The following is a 23223-nucleotide window of genomic DNA, read 5'->3' as shown; positions in this document are numbered from 1 at the left end:
TCGGCCCCCCGACTCTGCCGTCAAGCTGTAACGGCAAGGCCTGACTCTACTGTTAATCGCTGCCAAGACTTGTCAGCACACCGAATCCTCTGATCGAGATACACAAGTGATCGAAAATCTACGCAACATCGCCATCATTGCTCACGTTGACCATGGTAAAACCACCCTGGTAGACAAACTCTTGCGTCAATCCGGCACCCTGGAGCGCAACGAGCTCAACGACGAGCGCGTGATGGACTCCAACGACCAGGAGAAAGAGCGCGGTATTACCATTCTGGCGAAAAACACCGCCATCAACTGGAACGGCTACCACATCAACATCGTGGACACCCCGGGCCACGCCGACTTCGGCGGCGAAGTTGAACGCGTAATGTCGATGGTTGACTCCGTTCTGCTGCTGGTTGACGCTCAAGACGGCCCTATGCCGCAAACCCGTTTCGTGACCAAGAAGGCTTTCGAAGCCGGCCTGCGTCCAATCGTGGTCATCAACAAGGTTGACCGTCCAGGCGCGCGTCCGGACTGGGTTCTGGACCAGATCTTCGACCTGTTCGACAACCTGGGTGCCACCGAAGAACAGCTGGACTTCAAAGTCGTCTACGCCTCGGCCCTGAACGGTATTGCCGGTCTGGACCACACCGACATGGCTGAAGACATGACCCCGCTGTACCAGTCGATCGTCGACAACGTACCTGCGCCGCAAGTCGACCGTGACGGTCCGTTCCAGATGCAAATCTCCGCTCTGGACTACAACAGCTTCCTGGGTGTTATCGGCGTTGGCCGTATCGCTCGTGGTCGCATCAAGCCGAACACTCCGGTTGTCGCTATCGACGCCGACGGCAAGAAGCGTAACGGCCGTATCCTGAAGCTGATGGGTCACCACGGTCTGCACCGTATCGACGTTGAAGAAGCAGCTGCCGGCGACATCGTCTGCATCAGCGGCTTCGACCAGCTGTTCATCTCCGACACTCTGTGCGATCCACTGAACGTCGAAGCGATGAAGCCGCTGACCGTTGACGAACCAACCGTTTCCATGACCTTCCAGGTAAACGACTCGCCTTTCTGCGGTAAAGAAGGCAAGTTCGTGACTTCCCGTAACATCAAGGAACGTCTGGACAAAGAGCTGCTGTACAACGTTGCCCTGCGCGTTGAAGAAGGCGACTCCGCTGACAAGTTCAAAGTCTCCGGCCGTGGTGAGCTGCACCTCTCGGTACTGATCGAAACCATGCGTCGCGAAGGCTTCGAAATGGGTGTTGGTCGTCCGGAAGTGATCATCCGTATGGTTGACGGCGTTAAGCACGAACCGTACGAAAACGTGACCATCGACCTGCCGGAAGAATCGCAAGGTTCGATCATGGAACAGATCGGTATCCGTAAAGGCGACCTGACCAACATGGTTCCGGATGGCAAGGGCCGTGTGCGCCTTGAGTACAACATCCCGGCGCGTGGCCTGATCGGTTTCCGTAACGAGTTCCTGACCCTGACCTCCGGTGCAGGCATCCTGACCTCGATCTTCGACCGTTACGACGTGATGAAGTCCGGCGACATGTCCGGCCGTCAGAACGGCGTGCTGGTTTCGGTTGCTACCGGTAAGGCTCTGACTTACTCGCTGGAAACCCTGCAAGCTCGCGGCAAACTGTTCCTGGGTCACGGTGAAGACGTGTACGAAGGTCAAATCGTCGGCATCAACAGCCGCGACAACGACCTGGGCGTCAACCCAACCAAAGGCAAGAAGCTCGACAACATGCGTGCTTCGGGTAAAGACGAAACCATCGCTCTGGTTCCGCCTATCCGTTTCACCCTGGAACAAGCTCTGGAATTCGTTCAAGAAGACGAATTGTGCGAAGTCACTCCTAAGTCCATCCGTCTTCGCAAGAAGATCCTGGGCGAAAGCGAGCGTACCCGCGCTGCCAAGAAGTCCGGTAACTAAGTCACTTAGTTAGCAGACAAAAAAACGCCCCCGACCGCAAGGTCGGGGGCGTTTTTGTTTGTCTGGGGTTTATGCGGTGATTGTTCGGGCCCCTTCGCGGGCAAGCCTCGCTCCTACAGATGATGTGCCGCCCTTGTAGGAGCGAGGCTTGCCCGCGAAGGCGCCCGTTCAGGTACCGATATTCTGGATCAAAACTTCTCGAGGGGGCGACGGCTGCTGCTCGTCTCGCGCGCCACTTCTTTCGGCTTGTAAGCGCAATACCCCGGTCGCGGCCCGATCTTCGGGTGGTTGCGGCAAGTATCCGGGCGCTTTTCATAAATAGTGCACAGACGGCTCTTACGATCCAGGTACAGGCAATCGTTGTTGCTCATGCGCTGGAGGGTGAAGATCTCGGTCTTCTGGCTGTAACGCTCGACGATCCCTTCCTTCTGCAAACGCTTGGCGATGTTCTTCGCCGGTTCGCCGCGCTCGAACTCGTCGACGATGCCAATGCGGATCAGATCCTTGATCTTGACCTCGACCGGCAGGGTGCAGCAGCTGGATATGCAAGAACCGCACATCGGCGCAGAGTATTTGGCCCAGGTATCGAGACGATCGATCTCTGCGGCGGCGATCAGGTTGGGCTTCATCATCGGTTGTTACCAGCGTGTGCATCAGGGCGCGCGATCATACCGGGACTGGTGGATTTTTGAACAACCTTTCGCCAGATTTTTTTAACTGTGGTCAACAACCCTTGAATTCCGGCACGGCCCCTGCATTGATTCAGGTACACGACAAGGTAATGCCGACCTATCTCGCACTAACAGGAAAAACTGCCGAACCAGAGCCTCTACCGCCTGTCAGACCGTCTAGGCTCAGACAACTCAAAGCTCGCTCGAGGTCTTATCGATGACTCAAGAACCACTTGTTCGCGAAGCAGAGGTGGCCGCATTCCGCGACGCCGTCTTGACCAAACTCACCTACGCGGTGGGTAAAGACCCGGATCACGCCTTCGACCACGACTGGTTCGAAGCCATTGCGCTGGCAGCGCGCGATCACATGGTCGAGCACTGGATGGATCACACCCGGCAGATCTACCGCAAAGGTCAGAAGCGGGTTTATTACCTCTCCCTGGAATTTCTCATCGGCCGGCTGCTCTACGACAGCCTGAGCAACCTCGGCCTGCTCGACGTCGCCCGTGAAGCGCTGACCGAGCTCGGCGTCGACCTCGAACGCATCCGCCTGCTGGAGCCCGACGCCGCCCTGGGCAACGGCGGCCTCGGTCGTCTGGCGGCGTGCTTCATGGAAAGCATGTCGACCCTCGGCATCGCCGGCCACGGCTACGGCATTCGTTACGAGCACGGCTTGTTCCGCCAGGCAATTGTCGATGGCTGGCAGCAGGAGCAGACCGAACACTGGCTGGATTTCGGCAACCCGTGGGAATTCGAACGGCCAGAAGTGGTTTACCCGATCGGCTTCGGCGGCAGCGTCGAAACCGTGACCGACGCAAACGGCAAGTCCAAGCAGGTCTGGTCCCCGGCGGAAACCGTGCGCGCCATTGCTTATGACACTCCGGTAGTCGGCTGGCGCGGGGCGAGCGTCAACACGCTACGCCTGTGGCGTGCCCGCGCGATGGAAGACTTGCACCTTGAGCGCTTCAACGCCGGCGACCACCTCGGCGCAGTCGCTGAAGTGGCGCGGGCAGAAAGTATCTCCCGCGTGCTGTACCCGGCGGACAGCACCGAAGCCGGCCAGGAATTGCGCCTGCGCCAGGAATACTTCTTTGTCGCGGCATCTCTCCAGGATTTGCTGCGCCGTCATCGCAACATGCACACCTCGGTGCTGACCCTGGGCGATCACGCGGCAATCCAGCTCAACGACACTCACCCCTCGATTGCCGTGGCCGAGCTGATGCGTCAATTGGTCGATGTCTACGACGTGGCGTGGGACGCCGCGTGGCAGGTCACCGTCGACACGCTTTCGTACACCAACCACACGCTGTTGCCGGAAGCGCTGGAAACCTGGCCGGTCGGTTTGATGGAGCGGATGCTGCCGCGGCACATGCAGATCATTTACCTGATCAACGCCCAGCACATCGACTCGCTGCGCGCCAAAGGCATTCACGATTTTGACGTGCTGCGCGCGGTATCGCTGATCGAAGAGGACAACGGTCGCCGTGTGCGTATGGGCAACCTCGCGTTTCTCGGCTCCCACAGCGTCAACGGCGTGTCCGGGCTGCACACGCAACTGATGCGCAAAACCGTGTTCTCGGAACTGCACAAGCTCTATCCGGAGCGGATCAACAACAAGACCAACGGCATTACTTTCCGCCGCTGGTTGTATCAGGCCAACTCGGAATTGACCTCGATGCTGGTTGATGCCCTCGGCCCTGATCTGTTGGATAACCCGGAAGAGCGCTTGCTCGATCTGGAACCGTTCGCGGAAAAAGCCGCGTTCCGCAAGGCCTTCGCCGAACAGCGCCTGCACAGCAAAAAAGCGCTGGCGTACATCATTCACGAGCGCCTTGGGGTCGCGGTCAACCCGGCGGCGATGTTCGACGTGCAGGTCAAACGGATCCACGAATACAAACGTCAGTTGCTCAACTTGTTGCACACCGTCGCGCTGTATCAGGCGATTCGCGCCGAACCGGAAATCGACTGGGTGCCGCGGGTGAAGATCTTCGCCGGCAAGGCCGCCGCCAGTTATCACCAGGCCAAGCTGATCATCAAACTGACCAACGACATCGCCCGGGTGGTGAATAACGACCCGACCGTGCGCGGCTTGCTCAAAGTGGTGTTCTTGCCCAACTACAACGTCAGCCTGGCGGAGAGCATCATTCCGGCGGCGGATTTGTCCGAGCAGATTTCCACCGCAGGCTTCGAAGCGTCGGGCACCAGTAACATGAAGTTCGGCCTCAACGGCGCGCTGACGATTGGCACGCTGGACGGCGCCAACGTGGAAATGTGCGAGCGCATCGGCGCCGAGCACATGTTCATCTTCGGCCTCAGCGCGCAGCAGGTGGAAGCGCGCAAGCAGAACCATGAGTTCAGCGCGGTGCCCGACATTGCCGCGTCCCATCGGCTCAATGACGTGCTGCAAGCGATTCGTGGCGGGGTGTTCTCGCCGGATGATCCGTCCCGTTACACCGGCTTGATCGATTCGCTGATCGACTACGACCGCTTCCTGGTCTGCGCCGATTTCGATTCCTACTGGGACGCGCAGATGCGTGTTGAGGCGCATTGGCACGATTCGAACGAGTGGTGGCGTTCGGCGGTGCTGAACACGTCCCGGATGGGCTGGTTCTCCTCGGACCGGACCATTCGCGAGTACGCGACGGATATCTGGAAGGCATTGGAGTAACTTTTAGCCACAAATGTGCGCAAGGTCCGACGGTTGTTGGGCCTGGCCGATATACTAAGCACCAGTTTCAGTGAGTGCTGCGCGCTCATTCGCGGGCAAGTCGGATCGCCGCACCGCTCGCTCCTACAGGATTTACGCATAACCTGTAGGAGCGAGGCTTGCCCGCGAAAGCATCAGCGCAGACACCACAAGGCAATGGGCCGCTTAGGGATATCGACCATGCAATGGATGTTCATGCTGATTGGGCTGGTGCTGGGCTGGATACTCGACGAGTCGTTCAGCGACGCGCTGTTGGGTGCGTTACTCGGGTTGGGTATCGGCCAGACCATTCGCATCGGCCGTTTGGGTTCACAGGCAGTTGAGCAACGCGCTCTGCTGGAGCAGGCGCAGGTGGCGCTGAATGCGGTCCAGCAACGTCTGGCATTGCTGGAGGTGTCTGGGGTCAAGGCGTCCGAAACCAGCGAGCCACTTGCCGAGGAACCGCTTGCCAGCGAACCGGCCCCGTCCCCTGTATTCATTCTCGAAGAAGTCCCTGTCTCGACCCCGGAGATGGTCTGGGAACTCCCGCCCGAACTCGAACCGATCACCGCGACAGCGACGCAAACCAGCCGTCCGCTGCCCGACGATGCCTGGAAGCCCGAGCCGGTTGCCCGAGAACCCGCCGTCCCGCGTGGCCCTAACTTCATCGAGCGCGCCATCAGCGGCGCCCGTAACTGGCTGTTCGGTGGCAACACCGTGCTGCGGGTCGGTGTGGTGCTGCTGTTCCTCGGTCTGGCGTTTCTGCTGCGTTATGCCACCGAAGGCATGGTGGTGCCGATCGAACTGCGTTACGCCGGGGTGGCGGCGGCTGCGTTGGCCCTGCTCGGTCTGGGCTGGTGGCTGCGTCATCGCAACACTAACTATGCGTTGATGCTGCAAGGCACCGGGATCGCCGTGTTGTACCTGACGGTGTTCGCGGCCATGCGTTTGCATCCGCTGCTTGATCCGACGGCGGCGCTCGGGCTGCTGGTGGCGGTGACGGTGTTCTCGGCCATTCTGGCCATCACTCAAGACTCACTGGCACTGGCCTGCGCCGCAGCGTTGGGCGGTTTCGCCGCGCCGATCCTGACGTCCACCGGCGCCGGCAACCATGTCGCGCTGTTCAGCTATTTCGCCTTGCTCAACGCCGGCATCCTCGCCATCGCCTGGTTCAAGGCCTGGCGGCTGCTCAATCTGATCGGTTTTGTCGGCACCTTCGGCATCGGTTTCGCTTGGGGCCTGCGCTCCTACACGCCGGACCTGCTGTGGAGCACCGAGCCGTTCCTGATTGTGTTTTTCCTGATGTACCTGGCCATCGGGCTACTGTTTGCACGGCGCAAGTTGCTGGAAATGAGCGACGCGCCCGAGGACGACAGTCGCGAGGCGCTGCTGCACTGGTCGGCGCGCAAAGGCGACTACGTCGACGGCACGATGCTGTTCGGCCCGCCGCTGGTGGGTTTCGGTTTGCAGTTCGCGCTGGTCCAGCATCTGGAGTTCGCTGCCGCTTTCAGTGCATTGGCGCTGGGCATGATTTACATGGGCCTGGCCCGCCTGCTGATGGGTGGCCGAGCGTTGTTGCTGGCGGAAACCTGTCTGGCGCTGGGTGTGATCTTCGCCAGCCTGGCGATCCCGTTGGGGCTTGATGCGCGCTGGACAGCGGCCGCTTGGGCCGTGGAAGGCGCCGGGATTTTCTGGCTCGGATTGCGTCAGCAACGACCGCTGGCGCGCGCCTTTGCATTGCTGCTGCAACTGGGCTCGGCGCTGGCGTTCCTCAGTGAGCTGCGGTTTGGCGAAAGCAGCTTGCTGGAAGGTGCGCCGCTGGGCGCGTTGATGCTCGGCGTGGCGCTGCTGTTCAGTTTCTACCAATTGCGCAACGCCTTGCCTGAGCAGACGTTGGCGTGGGAGCGCAAAGGCTTGCCGGTGCTGGCCTGCCTCGGTTTGACCTTCCTCTATCTGCTGGCGCCGCTGTTCTTCTTTACCCACGGCACGGCGATCAGTTGGGCGCTGGCCGGTCTGGCGACGTTGTTTGTCGGTCTGCGTCTGCAATCGCGCACCTTCCTCTTCACCGCGTTCGCTGTGCAATTGCTGGGCGGCGCGCTGTTCCTGCTGCGGCTGCAAGGTGCGAGCGGTGAGTCTGGCGCGGTGTTCAGCGCGGGTTGGAGCGGTTTGCTCAGCGCGTCGCTGATCGGCCTGGCGTTGATCGCCGGTATGTTGTTGGCCGCCCGCGATGACATGGTGCGCAGCGATGTTCGGCTGTTACGCGGTTTGTCGGTGGTGTTGCTGGCCGGCCTGGTGCTGATCAACCTCGCCGTTCTGTTCGTGCTTCCGTGGCAAACCGCAAGTGCGGTGTGGGCGGCCAGTGGTCTGTTCATTATCTGGCTGAGCCTTTACCTGAAGCAGCGCGTGAGTTTCGTCTTCGGTCTGCTGTTGCAGGTGATTGGCGGGGCGGCGTTCCTGTTCGCCGGGCCGGAACTGCTGGGGCCGCTGGCCAGCGAAGGGCTCAAACCATTGGCGCATAGCGGTTTCTGGACGCCGTTGGTGCTGGGCCTGGCGGCGCTGGTCGGCGCCTGGCGCTTGCAGCTCGGCAACCATGCATCGGCGTTCGATGTCCTGAGTTTGCAGCGTTTGTCCGAAGTGCTGCTGGTGTGGGGCGCGGGTTGGTGGGCGCTGGCGTGGATCAGTGAAGTGCTGCGCTTTGCACCGATGAATCTTCAGACGACGTTGTTGCTGGCAGTCGCGGCGCTGAGCGTCGCAGTGTGGGCCGTGTTGGCGTTGCGCCTGAAATGGCCGTCGCTGGGTTTGCTCTGCACCTTGTTGATCCCTGCGGCTGGCGTGGTATTGCTCGGGGCATGGCACGCGCGTTACCACCCGGCGGCCGACTTCGGCTGGCTCGTCTGGGCGGCGGTGTTCGTCGTGCATTTCGTCTCGCTGCGGCGTCTGGCGCCGATGTTGCCGGCTCGTGCCTTGAGTACGGCTCATGTGCTCGGTTGCTGGTTGTTGATCGGTGTACTGGCGCTGGAGTTGCGTTACGGCTTGCTGCTGTTGTCCGAGCAATACAACGCCTGGCGTTGGTTGGGTTGGGCGATTCTGCCGAGTGTTTATCTGGTGTTGATGGCCGCACCGCGTGCCTGGCCGTGGCCGGTGTCGGCTTATCCGCGCGAGTATCGACTGTACGCGGCGGCACCGCTGGCCTTGCTCATGCTCGGCTGGTTCTGGCTGGCGAACATTGTCAGCGACGGCACCGCCGAGCCGCTGCCCTATGTGCCGCTGATCAATCCGCTGGAGTTGGGGCTGCTGTTTGCGCTGTTCGGCGTTTATGTGTGGGCCCGCAGCGCCGTAACGCAATTGGCGATCCGCAAGGACATCTTCGATCACGCCACGCAGCTGATTGCGGGGGTTTCGCTGTTCGCGTTTTTCACCGCGCTGGTGAATCGCACGGCTCACCATTGGGGCGGCGTGCCGTTCGAGCTGGATTTGCTGCTCGCGTCGATGCAGGTGCAGGCCGGTCTGTCGATCGTCTGGACCTTGATGGCGCTGAGTCTGATGATCGGTGGCCATCTGCGTCATCGTCGCGAAGTCTGGCTGATTGGCGCGGCGCTGATCGGCGTGGTGGTCGCGAAACTGTTCTTTGTCGAATTGAGTAACCGTGGCGGACTCGCCCGGATCGTCTCGTTTATCGGTGTTGGCGTGTTGCTGTTGGTGGTGGGCTATTTCGCCCCGTCGCCGCCCAAGCGCGTCGATGCTGCGCCGGAATCTGAAAAACCGGCCCCGGAAACCGAAGGAGTGTCGTCTTGAGTCAGAAGCTGAACCTGGTCTGGTTGGGCGCTGTTGCGTTGGGCGTGGCGCTGTCGGCCAACGCGCAGGAAAAACCGGCGGATTTCGCCACGCAAGTGCCGTTGACCGTGAGCGGCGAAGGTCCGTGGTATCGCCTTGAATTGCCTTTGGCCGTGCAACTGAATGCGCGACAAACCGACCTCAGCGATGTGCGCGTGTTCAACGCGGCCGGTGAGGCTCAGGCCTACGCCGTGGCGCGGGAGACCGCGAAAACCGGCGAAACCCCCACCCTGACCGACGTGAAATGGTTCCCGTTGTACAACTCGGCGGACGCCACCGAGCGCGCGCCGAGTGTGCGGGTGCAATCGAGCGCCAACGGCACGCTGGTCGAGGTGCAGCCATCCAGTCAACTGGAGGCGGGCGAAGAAGTGCTGCGCGGTTGGCTGCTCGACGCCAGCGGCATCAAGGCGCCGTTGCAGCAACTGATCCTCGACTGGACCAGCGAGCGCGATGGCTTCCAGCGTTTCAGCATCGAAGCCAGCGACGATTTGCAGCATTGGCAGTCGTGGGGTGACGGGCAGGTGGCGCGATTGACGTTTGCCGACGAACGGGTCGAGCAGCATGAAGTCGGCTTGCCGGGACAATCGGCGCGTTATCTGCGTTTGTTGTGGAACACGCCACAATCGGCGCCGATATTGACCTCGGCGCAAGTGCAAAGCGCCAGCACGCGCAGCCTGCCGCTGCCATTGGTCTGGTCGCAGCCGTTGGCGGGCACCAGCGTGAAGGCGGGTGAATACACCTGGCAATTGCCGATGGGATTGAACGTCGAGCGCTTGCAGGTCGAGCTGAATCAGCCGAACAGCCTGGCGCCGGTGACGCTGTCCGGTCGCCGGGAAAGCAGCCTGCCGTGGCAGCCGTTGAGCAGTGGTTTGCTCTACCGCCTGACCCAGAGTGGCCAGGACGTGGTGCAGAATGAATTGCAGCTGTCGGGGCAAACCGTGCAGCAGTTGAAGTTGACGGTGGACGAGCGCGGCGGTGGCTTGGGCGCTGAGGCGCCGACGGTGCGTTTCGCTGTGCGTTCGACGCAACTGGTGTTCCTGGCGCGCGGCGCCGGGCCTTATACGCTGGCGCTGGGCAATGCGACGGTGAAAGCGGCGAACCTGCCGCTGGCAACGCTGATTCCGGATTACAGCGCGGCGAAGTGGGCGGCGTTGGGCAAGGCGACGGTGTCGGGCGGGGTGGTAGAGACGCCGACCTCGCCAGTCACGTCGACTGCGCAGGTTGAACCCAACTGGAAGAAGTTCGGGTTGTGGGCGGTGTTGTTGCTGGGTGTTCTGTTTTTGGCGGCGATGGCGTTCAGCTTGTTGCGTAAACCCCCGGCCAATTCCTGAGAATGGCTGGCGCTGCGCGCCATTCGCGGGCAAGCCCGCTCCCACAGATGCGTAAACCTGTAGGAGCGAGGCTTGCCCGCGAAGACGGACTGTCAGGCAGCAAAAATCTCAAAACTGCCACCTGTCGCCGGCCCACATCCGGCCTGTTTCGAACTACGCTAAACCCGGCACATGAACTCTGTGGGACGTATCACGTCTGATAGGAGGAAATGCGCCCCGACTCGCGTTAAACTGCGCGGGTTTTTAGCCCCCCATTCCACCGGAGCCTTCCATGTCCCGCGTTACCCTGAGTCGCTATTTGATTGAGCAGACCCGTAGCAACAACACCCCTGCCGATCTGCGTTTCCTGATCGAAGTGGTGGCGCGCGCCTGTAAAGAAATCAGCCACGCCGTCTCCAAAGGCGCCCTGGGTGGTGTTCTGGGCAGCATGGGCACTGAAAACGTCCAAGGTGAAGTGCAGAAGAAGCTGGACGTGATGTCCAACGACATCCTGCTCGAAGCCAACGAATGGGGCGGTCACCTGGCCGGCATGGCGTCCGAAGAAATGGACAATGCCTACCAGATCCCGGGCAAATACCCGAAGGGCGCGTACCTGCTGGTATTCGACCCGCTGGACGGTTCGTCGAACATCGACATCAACGCGCCGGTCGGTACGATCTTCTCGGTGCTGCGTTGCCCGAACGAATACCTGACCCAGAACGAGCCTTTGAACGAAAAGGCCTTCCTGCAGCCAGGCGCTCAGCAGGTTGCCGCCGGTTACGCGATCTACGGTCCACAGACCATGCTGGTGCTGACCCTGGGTAATGGCGTCAAAGGCTTCACCCTGGACCGTGAAATGGGCAGCTTCGTACTGACCCATGAAGACATCACGATCCCTGAGTCCACTCAGGAATTCGCGATCAACGCCTCCAACCAGCGTCACTGGGAAGCCCCGGTACAGCGTTACGTCAGCGAATTGCTGGCTGGCGATGAAGGCCCGTTGAAAAAGAACTACAACATGCGCTGGGTTGCCGCGATGGTTGCCGACGTGCACCGCATCCTGACCCGTGGCGGTCTGTTCATGTACCCACGCGACAGCCGCGAGCCGTCGAAGCCGGGCAAACTGCGCCTGATGTACGAAGCCAACCCGATGTCGTTCCTGGTTGAACAGGCGGGCGGCGCGTCCACCGACGGCCATCAGCGCATCCTCGACATTCAACCGGAAGGCCTGCACCAGCGCGTAGCGGTGTTCCTCGGTTCGAAAGAAGAAGTCGCACGCGTCACGGCTTACCACCAGGAGTAAACATGACCGCGCCCTGGCAGCCGTTGCTCGAATGGTGGTTCGGACACTCTGAATCACCGAAAGAAGTAGCGGCTGAGAAGGGCAGGTTATGGTTCGGCAAGCACGACAGCCAGGACCTCGAAGCGCAGACGCGTTTCGGGGACTGGGTCGAGCAGGCACTGGCCGGCGGATTGACTGACTGGGCGCAACGCCCGGAAGGTTGGCTGGCCTTGGTGCTGCTGCTCGATCAACTGCCGCGAATGATCTTTCGCGAAACACCCAAATCCTTTGCAGGCGATCCCAGGGCTCAGGCTCTCGTAGCGCAAGGCATTGCTGCGGATTTTGAAAGGCAATTGCGGCCGATTCAGCGGGTGTTCATCTATCTGGTGTTCGAGCACTGCGAGAATCTGGCGGTGCAGAATGAGGCCGTCTCACGCTATATCGATCTGGTGGGGCAACAGCCGGAGGGCGACCGGGCGCTGTTCGGCGATTATCTGAATTATGCCGAGAAGCATCAGCAGGTGATTGCGCGGTTTGGACGGTTTCCGCATCGCAATGCGGTGTTGGGGAGGGAGTCTACGGCGGAGGAGTTGGTGTTTCTTTCGCAGCCTGGGTCAAGGTTCTAAATCTTTATCGCGTCTGAAGCCGTCTTCGCGGGCAAGCCTCGCTCCTACAGGGGTAGCGTGAACCCGTAGGAGCGAGCGGTGCGACGATTCGACTTGCCCGCGAAGGGGCCCGCAAGAGCGCCTTAAATTCTGAAACTGCCGACCAATTGCTTAAGACGCGCTGCCTGTTGCTCCAGATCGGAACACGCACGCAACGTCGCCTGCAGGTTCTCCACCCCTTCCTGGTTCAGCGTGTTGATCTCGGTAATGTCGACATTGATCGACTCCACCACCGCAGTCTGCTCCTCCGTCGCCGTTGCCACGGACTGGTTCATCCCGTCGATCTCACCAATGCGCTGCGTCACGCTACCCAGGCGCTCGCCCGCCTGATTGGCGATGCCGACGCTGCTTTCGCTCTGACGCTGGCTGTCGGTCATGGTGCTCACCGCTTCACGGGCGCCGACTTGCAGTTCTTCGATCATCTTCTGCACTTGCTGCGCCGAGTCCTGGGTGCGGTGGGCGAGGTTGCGCACTTCGTCGGCGACCACGGCAAAACCGCGACCGGCTTCACCGGCACGGGCGGCTTCGATGGCGGCGTTCAGGGCCAACAGGTTGGTCTGCTGCGAGATGCTGGTGATCACTTCCAGAATCTGCCCGATGTTCACCGTGTTGCTGTTGAGCGTTTCGATGTTGCCGCACGAATCGCTGATCTTCGCCGAGAGCTGCTGCATCGCCGCGATGGTTTTATCCACCACTTGCTGACCGTCTTCGGCCAATGCGCGCGCATCGCTGGAATGCTGCGAGGCGAGGGCGGCGTTCTGGGCAATTTCCTGGGCGGCGGCGCCCAGTTCATTGATGGCGGCGGCCACGCTGCTGGTGCGCGAGGCTTGCTGGTCGGAGTTGAACATCGACGAGTTGGACGCGGCGACAACACGCAGGGCGACCTCGTTGACCTGGCCGGTGGCCGAGGACACTTCGCGGATCGAGGTGTGAATACGCTCGACAAAGCGGTTGAACGAAGTACCCAGCGCGCCGAATTCGTCGTGACCGTGAATGGTCAGGCGTTTGGTCAGGTCGCCTTCACCTTCGGCGATGTCATGCATGGCGCGGCCCATGGTCAGCAGCGGCTGCATCAGGAAACTGATCAGCATGCCCAGCAACGCGATGATGATCACTACCGCGATAACCATGGCAATGAACGCGGAAGTGCGGAATTCGCTGAGCATCGAGAACGCGGTGTCCTGATCCAGCACCAGCGCCACGTACCAGTTTGCCGACGGCACGCCGTTGACGTGGGTGAAGGAGATGAACTGGCGCTTGCCGTCGATCTCGACTTCTTTCATCCCCGGGCTGACTTGCGGCGCGCCGTTCGGGTAGGCGTCGGCCAGATTTTTGAGGACCAGTTTGCTGTCCGGGTGAATCAGGATCTTGCCGTCGGCGCTGACGATGAACGCATGGCCGTGACCGCCGAAGTTCAGCGAGTTGATGATCGCGCTGACGCTGGACAGGTCAATGTCGGCGCCGGCGACGCCGATCATTTGGCCCTGGCGCTGCACCGGTGTGGCGACGGTGATCACCAGTTTGCCGGAGGACGCGGCAATGTAGGGCTCGGTGACGATGGTCTGTTGTGCGCTGTTTGCTGCCTTGTACCAGCCGCGTGCGCGAGGGTCGTAGTCCGCAGCACGATTGCCGGCCGGGATCGAAAACATCACGCCATCAGTGCCGCCGAAGTAGCTCAGCTGGAAATTGCTGGTGTAGGCCGGCAGGTCGATGGCGCGCTTGAGGCTGGCCTGGGCGCTGCCGTCCACGGCGATCTGTTGGGACAACGATTGCAGCAGCTGGATGCGGCTTTCCAGCCAGGTTTGAATGTTGCTGGTGGTCAGGCTGCCGAGTTCCTGCATCGACGATTCGGTACTGCTGCGCAAGGTCTGGCGCTGGCGGTAGTCGTTGAACAGGATAAAACAGGCGAATGCAACGGCCACCACGAGGGCAGCAGCCAACAGGATTTTGTGGCTGAACTTCATGTTTCTGGTCATTAAATGAACTACCGCGGAGGTGCTGGTCGACAAGGGGCGTCAATTTGCCACAGGAACGGGCTTTGCGCTGCCTTTTATGTCGACTGAGCGGCGCCAAAGATTAGGCGGATTCTGTCAAAACCGACGAAATGCTCAACAACGCGAGAAAGTGGCTGATTTTTCGGCAAAAGGCAGACGAGCGGCCCGATAAATAGGCGCTCGGTCAGGGAACCAGACAGGGGTTTTCTCTTCTAAGCTTCAGCTTGGCAGTCATGCCATTCCCCTTTGTCCCAGGAGCTACACAATGTCGCTGCGTTCCATCGCCCTGCTTTCGTTCTGCGTGTTGCTGGCCGCGTGCGGCAAAATCAATCAGGAAAACTACTCCAAGTTGTCGACAGGCATGGCCAAGGCCGAGGTTGAAACCTTGCTGGGCAAACCTACCGACTGCGCGGGCGCGCTCGGCATGTCCAGTTGCACCTGGGGCGACAAGAACAGCTTTATCAGCGTGCAGTACGCCGGTGACAAAGTGTTGATGTTTTCCGGCCAAGGCCTGAAGTAAACCGGGGCGATACGCCCACGGGAGAAAAACAATGAAGCGGTTATTGATCCTCCTTTTTGCCAGCCTGGTATTGGCCGGCTGCGCCACTTCTGGTGAAGATCCGTTGGCGCCGAAAACGGTCAACAGCGTCAATCTCAAGAAGTACCAAGGGACCTGGTACGAGTTGGCGCGTCTGCCGATGTATTTCCAGCGCAACTGTGCGCAATCCGAAGCGCATTACACGCTCAAGCCGGACGGCAACATCCTGGTGCTGAATCGCTGCCTGACGGCGGATTGGCAATGGGAAGAGGCCAAGGGCACGGCTTATCCACAGGTGCCGGGCAAGACCGACAAGTTGTGGGTCGAGTTCGATACCTGGTTTTCGCGGTTGATACCGGGCGTGGCGAAGGGCGAATACTGGGTGTTGTTCGTCAGCGACGACTACAAGACCGCAATCGTCGGCGACCCGAGCCGCCGCTATCTGTGGTTGCTGTCGCGAACCCCGACGGTCAACGGTGTAGTGCGCGAAGAACTGCTGAGCAAGGCGCGTCAGCAGGGGTATGACACCACGCGGTTGATCTGGCGTGCGACGGATACGCAGATGGCCAAGACCTCGAATTGATTACATATCCCGTGTAGGAGCCGGCTTGCCGGCGATGGGGCCGTCATGTTCAACATCACTGTTGATAGACAGTCCGCCATCGCCAGCAAGCCGGCTCCTACAGGTGGTTTGTGTCAGCCCAAGAGATCGCGCAGGACTTGGGTGAACGCGCGGTTACTTTCTTCTTCTGCGGCATGTCGCCCATCGCGCACAACCCACTGGCCATTGACCAGCACATCGCGCACCTGGCGATCGCCGCCGGCAAACAACCAACGATTGAGAATCCCGTCGCCACTGGCGGTCGCCAGGTACGGATCGTTGCCGTCCAGCACCAGCCAATCTGCCCGTTTGCCCACTTCCAGCGCACCGATCGGCTGTCCCATCGCCTGCGCGCCGCCATCGAGTGCTGCGTCGTACAGCGTACGGCCGACCATCGGCTGATCTGCGCCATACAACCGGTTACGCCGCTGATCGCGCAGGCGTTGGCCGTATTCCAGCCAACGCAATTCTTCCACCACGCTCAGCGACACATGGCTGTCAGAACCGATGCCCATGCGCCCGCCTTGAGCGAGGAAGTCCACCGCCGGGAAAATCCCGTCGCCGAGGTTGGCTTCGGTGGTCAGGCACAAACCGGCAATGGCGCGACTCTTGGCCATCAGCGTCACTTCTTCCGGGTTGGCGTGGGTCGCGTGGACCAGGCACCAGCGTTGGTCGACTTCAGTGTTTTCGTACAGCCATTGCAGCGGCCGGCGACCGCTCCAGCTCAGGCAGTCGTCGACTTCCTTCTGCTGCTCGGCGATGTGAATGTGCACCGGGCACTGCTTGTCGCTGGCCGCCAGCACTTCGCTGATCTGCTGCGGTGTTACCGCACGCAACGAGTGGAAACACAGGCCCAGCGATTGCGCCGGTTGCTGCGCCAGGATCGGCTGCAAGCGCGATTGAAGCTTGAGGTAGTTTTCAGTGCTGTTGATAAAGCGCCGCTGACCGTCGTTCGGCGTCTGGCCGCCGAAACCGGAATGGCTGTAGAGCACCGGTAGCAGAGTCAAACCGATGCCGGCGGAGCTGGCCGCCTGGCTGATGCGCAGCGCCAGTTCGGCCGGATCTGCATACGGTTGGCCACTTGTGTCGTGGTGCACGTAATGAAATTCCGCCACCGAGGTGTAGCCGGCCTTGAGCATTTCGATGTACAGCTGACGGGCGATTACGCCGAGTTGATCCGGGCTGATTTTTCCGACGAGACGGTACATCAAATCGCGCCAGGTCCAGAAACTGTCGTTCGGATTGCCTGCCACTTCCGCCAGCCCGGCCATCGCTCGCTGGAACGCGTGGGAGTGCAGATTCGGCATGCCTGGCAGCAGCGGACCGCTTAGCCGTTCGGCGCCATCTGCGTGGGAATCGGCCTGGATATGGGTCAAAACGCCGTCGGCGCTGACCTCAAGACGTACATTGTTGGCCCATCCACTAGGCAGCAGCGCGCGTTCGGCAAAGAAGGCGGACATGGTTCAGCACCCCATCGTGTGTTATTTGTATATACATATACAGACGTTTGCCTGCCCGGTAAACTCCGGCAAGCTAGTAGCCCTCAACAAATGAACAAGGATTAACCGTGCCAACTCCGTCTGCCACATTGCCGCCGAATGCCAATCTGAGCGCCAATCTGGGCGACAGTCCGGCGCCCTTGTACGCCCGCGTCAAACAGATGATCACCCAGCAAATCGACAGTGGAAACTGGCCGCCGCACTACCGCGTTCCGTCGGAAAGCGAGCTGGTCAGCCAACTCGGTTTCAGCCGCATGACCATCAACCGCGCGTTGCGCGAGATGACTGCCGACGGTCTGTTGGTGCGTATGCAAGGCGTCGGCACGTTCGTCGCCGAACCGAAAAGCCAGTCCGCGCTGTTCGAAGTGCACAACATCGCCGACGAAATCGCCTCCCGTGGCCATCGCCATACCTGCAAGGTCATTACCCTTGAAGAAGAGGCCGCCGGTTCCGAGCGCGCTTTGGCGCTGGACATGCGTGAAGGTCAAAAGGTCTTCCACTCGCTGATCGTGCATTTCGAAAACGATATTCCGGTACAAATCGAAGACCGTTTCGTCAACGCGCTGGTCGCCCCGGACTACCTCAAGCAGGACTTCACCCTGCAAACGCCTTACGCCTATCTGAACCAGGTCGCGCCGCTGACCGAAGGCGAGCATGTGGTCGAGGCGATTCTGGCCGAGGCCAGCGAATGCAAGTTGCTGCAGATTGAGAAAGGCGAGCCGTGCCTGCTGATTCGTCGCCGCACCTGGTCTGGTCGTCAGCCGGTGACCGCCGCCCGTTTGATCCACCCCGGTTCCCGTCATCGTCTGGAAGGTCGGTTCCATAAATGAATGAGCTGAAAGTTTTACGTGCCAAAGATTACCCGCGCATGCCGTGGAAAAACGGCGGCGGCAGCACCGAAGAAATCACTCGCGATGCGGGAACAGGCCTCGACGGTTTCGGCTGGCGCCTGTCGATTGCCGATATTGGTGAGTCGGGCGGGTTTTCCACCTTCGCTGGTTACGAGCGGATCATCACCGTGCTGCAAGGCGACGGCATGACCTTGTCGGTTGATGGCCAGATCACGCGTTCACTGTTACCGCTCGATCCATTTGCCTTTAGTGGCGAGAGCCAGGTGTCCTGCACCTTGCTCGGCGGGGCGATCCGAGATTTCAACCTGATTTATGCTCCGCAGCGTTACAGCGCACGGCTGCAATGGCTGAGCGGTGAACAGCGGTTTTTCAGCGAAGCGGGGACTGTGCTGGTTTTCAGCGTTAGCGATACGCTGGAAGTGAAGGTCGGTAACAATGCCCAGCAATTGGGTCGCCATGATTGCCTGCAACTTGTTGGTAACGCCGGCCTGCTGGAAGTTTCCAGCAGCGGCGCGTGCTGCGTGATTGAGCTGACTGCACGCTGATCCAGAACTCAAGCGACACTATCGCGGGCAAGCCCGCTCCCACAGGTCCGGTGAATATCCTGTGGGAGCGGGCTTGCCCGCGATGCTTTTCGGCACCATAAATTCGTTCCCCAACGCGCACCAACTTGTTACCGAACGCCCCAGCGTGGCGCAAAACCACGCTCAAGTAACAACAGTCCTCCCCTCCGCAAAATCCTCCCGAAAAATTTCATCTTCTCCAAAACCCTTGATCCAAGGGCCTTCCAGCCTTCAAAAAACTTTTCTTGAACACCCATCCAACAAGTTGGCCGCTTGATTGCATATGCTTGTATGTACAAGTAAAGACGTATGCGTATGAGTCGATCGAGACTCTCCGCAGCGTCCACTGATTCGCTTGTGTCGCTTTCACGCGCACAGGCTGGCTTGCCCACCGCCAGGGTTGGTTTGAATTGATCGCTGAGGAGTCTTTTTCGTGACTGACAATACCCAGAAACCTACTAAGTTTCGTGACGTTGAAATCCGTGCCGCCCGCGGTAATAAGCTGACCGCCAAGAGCTGGCTGACTGAAGCGCCGCTGCGCATGCTGATGAACAACCTCGACCCGGAAGTCGCCGAGAACCCTAAAGAGCTGGTGGTTTACGGTGGTATCGGTCGTGCGGCACGTAACTGGGAATGCTACGACAAGATCGTCGAAAGCCTGACCAACCTGAACGACGACGAGACCCTGCTGGTGCAATCCGGCAAGCCGGTCGGCGTGTTCAAGACCCACACCAACGCCCCGCGCGTACTGATCGCCAACTCCAACCTGGTGCCACACTGGGCGAGCTGGGAACACTTCAACGAACTCGACGCCAAAGGCCTGGCCATGTACGGCCAGATGACCGCCGGCAGCTGGATCTACATCGGCAGCCAAGGCATCGTTCAAGGCACCTACGAAACCTTCGTCGAAGCCGGTCGCCAACACTACAACGATGACCTCAAAGGTCGTTGGGTCCTGACCGCAGGCCTCGGCGGCATGGGCGGCGCTCAGCCTCTGGCTGCAACTTTGGCCGGCGCTTGCTCGCTGAACATCGAATGCCAACAGGTCAGCATCGACTTCCGTCTGAACAGCCGTTACGTCGACGAGCAAGCCAAAGACCTCGACGACGCTCTGGCCCGCATCGAGAAATACACCAAGGAAGGCAAAGCGATTTCCATCGCCCTGCTGGGTAACGCCGCTGAAATCCTGCCGGAACTGGTCCGCCGCGGTGTGCGCCCGGACATGGTCACCGACCAGACCAGCGCCCACGACCCGCTCAACGGTTACCTGCCGGCCGGCTGGACCTGGGAAGAGTATCGCGCTCGTGCCAAGACCGAGCCTGCTGCCGTGGTGAAAGCCGCCAAGCAATCGATGGCCGTGCACGTTAAAGCGATGCTGGATTTCCAGAAAATGGGCATCCCGACTTTCGACTACGGCAACAACATCCGTCAGATGGCCCAGGAAGAAGGCGTGGAAAACGCATTCGACTTCCCAGGCTTCGTACCGGCTTACATCCGTCCACTGTTCTGCCGTGGCATCGGCCCGTTCCGTTGGGCTGCACTGTCGGGCAACGCCGAAGACATCTACAAAACCGACGCCAAGGTCAAAGAGCTGATCCCGGACGACGCCCACCTGCACAACTGGCTGGACATGGCGCGCGAGCGCATCAGCTTCCAGGGTCTGCCGGCGCGTATCTGCTGGGTTGGCCTGGGTCTGCGCGCCAAGCTCGGTCTGGCATTCAACGAAATGGTACGCAGCGGTGAATTGTCCGCGCCAATCGTTATCGGTCGCGACCACCTGGACTCCGGTTCGGTGTCGAGCCCGAACCGCGAAACCGAATCGATGCAAGACGGTTCCGATGCCGTGTCCGACTGGCCACTGCTCAACGCCCTGCTGAACACCGCGAGCGGCGCGACCTGGGTTTCCCTGCACCACGGCGGCGGCGTCGGCATGGGCTTCTCCCAGCACTCCGGCATGGTGATTGTCTGCGACGGTACTGACGAAGCGGCCGAGCGTATTGCTCGCGTTCTGCACAACGACCCGGCCACCGGCGTTATGCGTCACGCCGATGCGGGTTACCAGATCGCGATCGACTGCGCCAAGGAACAAGGGCTGAACCTGCCGATGATTACCGGTAAATAAAACAGCCTTAGGCACTACGCAAAACCTGTAGGAGCGAGGCTTGCCCGCGAAGGCGTCTTTACTGACCCACCGCGGTTCGCGGGCAAGCCTCGCTCCTACAGGAGATCACCAACCCGGAAGAACAATCCACAGAGGTTGAATCATGGCTGTTAACAACGATCGTGCAGGCAGCAAACCGTTGATCGAGAAACGCTCGATCGACTACATCCCGGAAGCGGAAAGACACGGTCGTCTGTTCAGCCAGTTCACGCTGTGGATGGGTGCCAACCTGCAAATCACCGCGATTGTCACCGGGGCCCTGGCCGTGGTGCTGGGCGGTGACGTGTTCTGGTCGTTGATCGGTCTGTTGATCGGTCAACTGCTCGGCGGCGGGGTGATGGCGCTGCACGCTGCGCAAGGGCCCAAGCTTGGGCTGCCGCAGATGATCTCCAGCCGTGTGCAGTTCGGCGTTTATGGCGCGGCGATCCCGATCGTGCTGGTGTGCCTGATGTACCTGGGTTTCACCGCAACGGGCACCGTGCTGTCCGGTCAGGCGCTGGGCCAGTTGTTTGGCGTCAGTGACACCGTCGGTATCCTCATCTTCGCCAGTGTCATCGTGCTGGTCACGGTGCTGGGCTATCGGGTGATCCATTGGATTGGTCGTATTGCCAGCGTCATTGGTGTGATTGCCTTCGTTTACCTGTTCAGTCGTTTGATGAGCCAGACTGACGTTGGCGCTCTTCTGCAAATCCGCCACTTCAGCTGGAGCAGCTTTCTGCTTGCGGTGTCGCTCGCGGCGTCCTGGCAGATCGCCTTCGGTCCTTACGTGGCTGACTATTCACGCTACTTGCCGAGCAAGACTTCCTCGGTGAAAACCTTTTTCGCCGCGGGTGCAGGTTCGGTCATTGGCGCGCAGGTGGCGATGATCCTCGGCGTGTTTGCCGCCGCTTCGGCCAATGGGCAATTCGCCGGTCACGAAGTGGCCTACATCGTGGGTCTGGGTGGTACCGGTGCCACCGCGGCGCTGCTGTATTTCAGCATTGCGTTTGGCAAGGTCACCATCTCCACGCTGAACTCCTACGGCAGCTTCATGTGCATCGCGACCATCATCAGCGGTTTCCGTGGTGACCTGAAAGTAACGCGCTTGCAGCGTCTGCTGTTTGTGCTGGTCATCGTCGGTACGGCGACCCTGATGGCGTTGCTCGGCCAGCACTCGTTCCTCGGTGCGTTCAAGTCCTTCATCCTGTTCTTGCTGGCGTTCTTTACCCCATGGAGCGCGATCAACCTGGTGGACTACTACTGCATCACCCGCGAGCGCTATGACGTGCCGGCGCTGTCCGATCCGAACGGTCGTTACGGTCGTTGGAACGTTCTGGGTATCAGCGTCTATGTTTTCGGTGTGCTGGTTCAGCTGCCGTTCATCTCCAGCAAGTTCTATACGGGTCCGCTGGTGGCCGCTCTGGGTGATGTGGATATCTCCTGGATCATCGGCCTGGTGATTCCCGCCGCCCTGTATTACGTGTGTGCAAAAAAATGGCACGGCACAGTGCCCGATCAACTGATCCTGCCGGTCGAGCAGGACGTTATCACCGAACAAAAGCTGAATGTCGGTCGCGCTGCGGCGCAGGCCTGATTGGACGTGGACAGGGCTGGATGCCTCTTGACTGCCGTAAGCCAATTCATGATTAGGAGCGTCACAACAATGAAATCGAACAAGACCCTGCTGACCACATTGCTTTCCATGGGCCTGCTGGCCAGCGCCGGCGCCACTCAGGCAGCCGGTTGGTGCGAATCGGGCAAACCGGTGAAATTTGCCGGCCTGAACTGGGAAAGCGCCATGCTCCTGACCGACGTGCTGCAAGTCGTGCTGGAGAAAGGCTACGACTGCAAGACCGACAGCCTGCCAGGCAACTCCATCACCATGGAAAACGCCCTTAGCAGCAACGACATTCAAGTGTTTGCCGAAGAGTGGGTCGGCCGCAGTGAAGTCTGGAACAAGGCCGAGAAGGCCGGCAAAGTTGTCGGTGTTGGCGCTCCGGTTGTCGGCGCTGTCGAAGGCTGGTACGTGCCGCGTTACGTGATTGAAGGCGATGCCAAGCGCAAACTGGAAGCCAAGGCGCCGGACCTGAAAAACATTGCTGACCTCGGCAAGTATGCCGCTGTGTTCAAGGACGCCGAAGAGCCAGCCAAGGGCCGTTTCTACAACTGCCCGGCGGGTTGGACCTGTGAGCTGGACAACAGCGAAATGCTGAAAAGCTACGGCCTGGAAAGCAGCTACACCAACTTCCGTCCGGGCACCGGCCCGGCACTGGATGCCGCAGTGCTGTCGAGCTACAAGCGTGGCGAGCCGATCCTGTTCTACTACTGGTCGCCAACGCCGCTGATGGGCCAGGTTGACCTGGTGAAACTCGAAGAGAAGCCGGGCGTGGACAAGCGCGTGACCATCAAAGTCGGCCTGTCCAAGACCTTCCACGAGCAAGCCCCGGAACTGGTGGCCGTGCTGGAAAAGGTCAACCTGCCGATCGACCTGCTGAACCAGAACCTCGGGCGTATGGCCAAAGAGCGGATCGAGTCACCAAAACTGGCCAAGATCTTCTTGAAGGAACATCCTGAAGTCTGGCACGCATGGGTGAGCGACGACGCAGCCAAGAAAATCGACGCGGCCTTGTAGGTTAAGCCTCTCCGACTGCCGTCAGCGGCA

General features: G+C 60.2%; 16 protein-coding genes and 1 pseudogene. 13 read left to right on the top strand and 4 right to left on the bottom strand.

Going from position 1 to position 23223, the window contains the following annotated elements; all coding sequences use genetic code 11:
* The first annotated feature begins 106 nt into the window (after positions 1-106).
* Complete coding sequence (gene typA, locus ACYZUC_RS18510) at positions 107-1927, top strand: translational GTPase TypA (RefSeq protein ID WP_461989605.1); 1821 nt, start codon at positions 107-109, stop codon at positions 1925-1927.
* A 188-nt stretch (positions 1928-2115) separates the two neighbouring features.
* Here the strand turns inward: typA and ACYZUC_RS18505 are convergent, their stop codons facing one another.
* On the bottom strand, positions 2116-2556 hold the full coding sequence (locus ACYZUC_RS18505) for a YkgJ family cysteine cluster protein (protein ID WP_085988407.1): 441 nt from the start codon (positions 2554-2556) through the stop codon (positions 2116-2118).
* A gap of 259 nt (positions 2557-2815) precedes the next feature.
* Here ACYZUC_RS18505 and ACYZUC_RS18500 point away from each other — a divergent pair, with 259 nt between their 5' ends.
* The 5 genes from ACYZUC_RS18500 (at position 2816) to ACYZUC_RS18480 (ending at position 12336) form a co-directional block, all read left to right on the top strand.
* On the top strand, positions 2816-5266 hold the full coding sequence (locus tag ACYZUC_RS18500; RefSeq protein WP_461989604.1) for a glycogen/starch/alpha-glucan phosphorylase: 2451 nt from the start codon (positions 2816-2818) through the stop codon (positions 5264-5266).
* A 219-nt stretch (positions 5267-5485) separates the two neighbouring features.
* Positions 5486-9079 (top strand): DUF2339 domain-containing protein, encoded by a 3594-nt coding sequence (locus ACYZUC_RS18495; RefSeq protein WP_461989603.1) that lies wholly within the window; start codon positions 5486-5488, stop codon positions 9077-9079.
* The gene (locus tag ACYZUC_RS18490) at positions 9076-10449 is read left to right on the top strand and encodes a DUF3999 domain-containing protein (protein ID WP_461989602.1); all 1374 of its coding nucleotides are present in this window, start codon (positions 9076-9078) and stop codon (positions 10447-10449) included. The genes ACYZUC_RS18495 and ACYZUC_RS18490 overlap by 4 nt, the downstream gene beginning before the upstream one ends.
* 271 nt (positions 10450-10720) lie before the next feature.
* The gene (locus tag ACYZUC_RS18485) at positions 10721-11731 is read left to right on the top strand and encodes a class 1 fructose-bisphosphatase (RefSeq protein WP_008028035.1); all 1011 of its coding nucleotides are present in this window, start codon (positions 10721-10723) and stop codon (positions 11729-11731) included.
* Positions 11732-11733: 2 nt separating this feature from the next.
* The gene (locus ACYZUC_RS18480; protein ID WP_461989601.1) at positions 11734-12336 is read left to right on the top strand and encodes a DUF924 family protein; all 603 of its coding nucleotides are present in this window, start codon (positions 11734-11736) and stop codon (positions 12334-12336) included.
* Positions 12337-12458: 122 nt separating this feature from the next.
* On the opposite strand, the gene ACYZUC_RS18475 is transcribed toward ACYZUC_RS18480, so the two are convergent.
* Together ACYZUC_RS18475 and ACYZUC_RS18470 are read right to left on the bottom strand one after the other, a co-directional pair.
* Positions 12459-13223: a methyl-accepting chemotaxis protein gene (locus ACYZUC_RS18475; RefSeq protein ID WP_371927683.1), complete on the bottom strand. Its 765-nt coding sequence runs from the start codon at positions 13221-13223 to the stop codon at positions 12459-12461.
* Between the two features lie 93 nt (positions 13224-13316).
* Positions 13317-14339, bottom strand: a pseudogene (locus ACYZUC_RS18470) (HAMP domain-containing protein); the annotation flags it as partial.
* A 295-nt stretch (positions 14340-14634) separates the two neighbouring features.
* On the opposite strand from ACYZUC_RS18470, the gene ACYZUC_RS18465 reads away from it, so the two are divergent.
* Complete coding sequence (locus ACYZUC_RS18465; RefSeq protein WP_008028040.1) at positions 14635-14889, top strand: hypothetical protein; 255 nt, start codon at positions 14635-14637, stop codon at positions 14887-14889.
* Between the two features lie 31 nt (positions 14890-14920).
* The gene (locus ACYZUC_RS18460) at positions 14921-15490 is read left to right on the top strand and encodes a lipocalin family protein (protein ID WP_461989600.1); all 570 of its coding nucleotides are present in this window, start codon (positions 14921-14923) and stop codon (positions 15488-15490) included.
* A gap of 113 nt (positions 15491-15603) precedes the next feature.
* Here ACYZUC_RS18460 and ACYZUC_RS18455 read toward each other — a convergent pair whose 3' ends face one another.
* Positions 15604-16968, bottom strand: a complete 1365-nt coding sequence (locus ACYZUC_RS18455; protein WP_008036578.1) for a formimidoylglutamate deiminase — start codon at positions 16966-16968, stop codon at positions 15604-15606.
* Between the two features lie 200 nt (positions 16969-17168).
* Between ACYZUC_RS18455 and hutC the strand changes: the two genes are divergently transcribed.
* From hutC to ACYZUC_RS18430, 5 genes are all read left to right on the top strand, one after another.
* Positions 17169-17837, top strand: coding sequence for a histidine utilization repressor (hutC, locus tag ACYZUC_RS18450; RefSeq protein WP_231987162.1), 669 nt, complete (start codon positions 17169-17171; stop codon positions 17835-17837).
* Positions 17834-18403, top strand: coding sequence for a HutD/Ves family protein (locus ACYZUC_RS18445; RefSeq protein WP_461989599.1), 570 nt, complete (start codon positions 17834-17836; stop codon positions 18401-18403). The genes hutC and ACYZUC_RS18445 overlap by 4 nt, the downstream gene beginning before the upstream one ends.
* A gap of 451 nt (positions 18404-18854) precedes the next feature.
* A complete protein-coding gene (gene hutU, locus ACYZUC_RS18440) occupies positions 18855-20543 on the top strand; it encodes a urocanate hydratase (RefSeq protein WP_461989598.1) in 1689 nt (562 codons plus the stop codon).
* A 142-nt stretch (positions 20544-20685) separates the two neighbouring features.
* Positions 20686-22155: a purine-cytosine permease family protein gene (locus ACYZUC_RS18435; RefSeq protein WP_461989597.1), complete on the top strand. Its 1470-nt coding sequence runs from the start codon at positions 20686-20688 to the stop codon at positions 22153-22155.
* Between the two features lie 69 nt (positions 22156-22224).
* Positions 22225-23193, top strand: coding sequence for an ABC transporter substrate-binding protein (locus ACYZUC_RS18430; RefSeq protein ID WP_461989596.1), 969 nt, complete (start codon positions 22225-22227; stop codon positions 23191-23193).
* Positions 23194-23223: the final 30 nt, after the last annotated feature.

The organism is Pseudomonas sp. GT1P32 (genome assembly GCF_054897805.1).
Note: the sequence above shows the minus strand (reverse complement) of the source record. Positions and strands in the feature narration are given on the sequence as shown.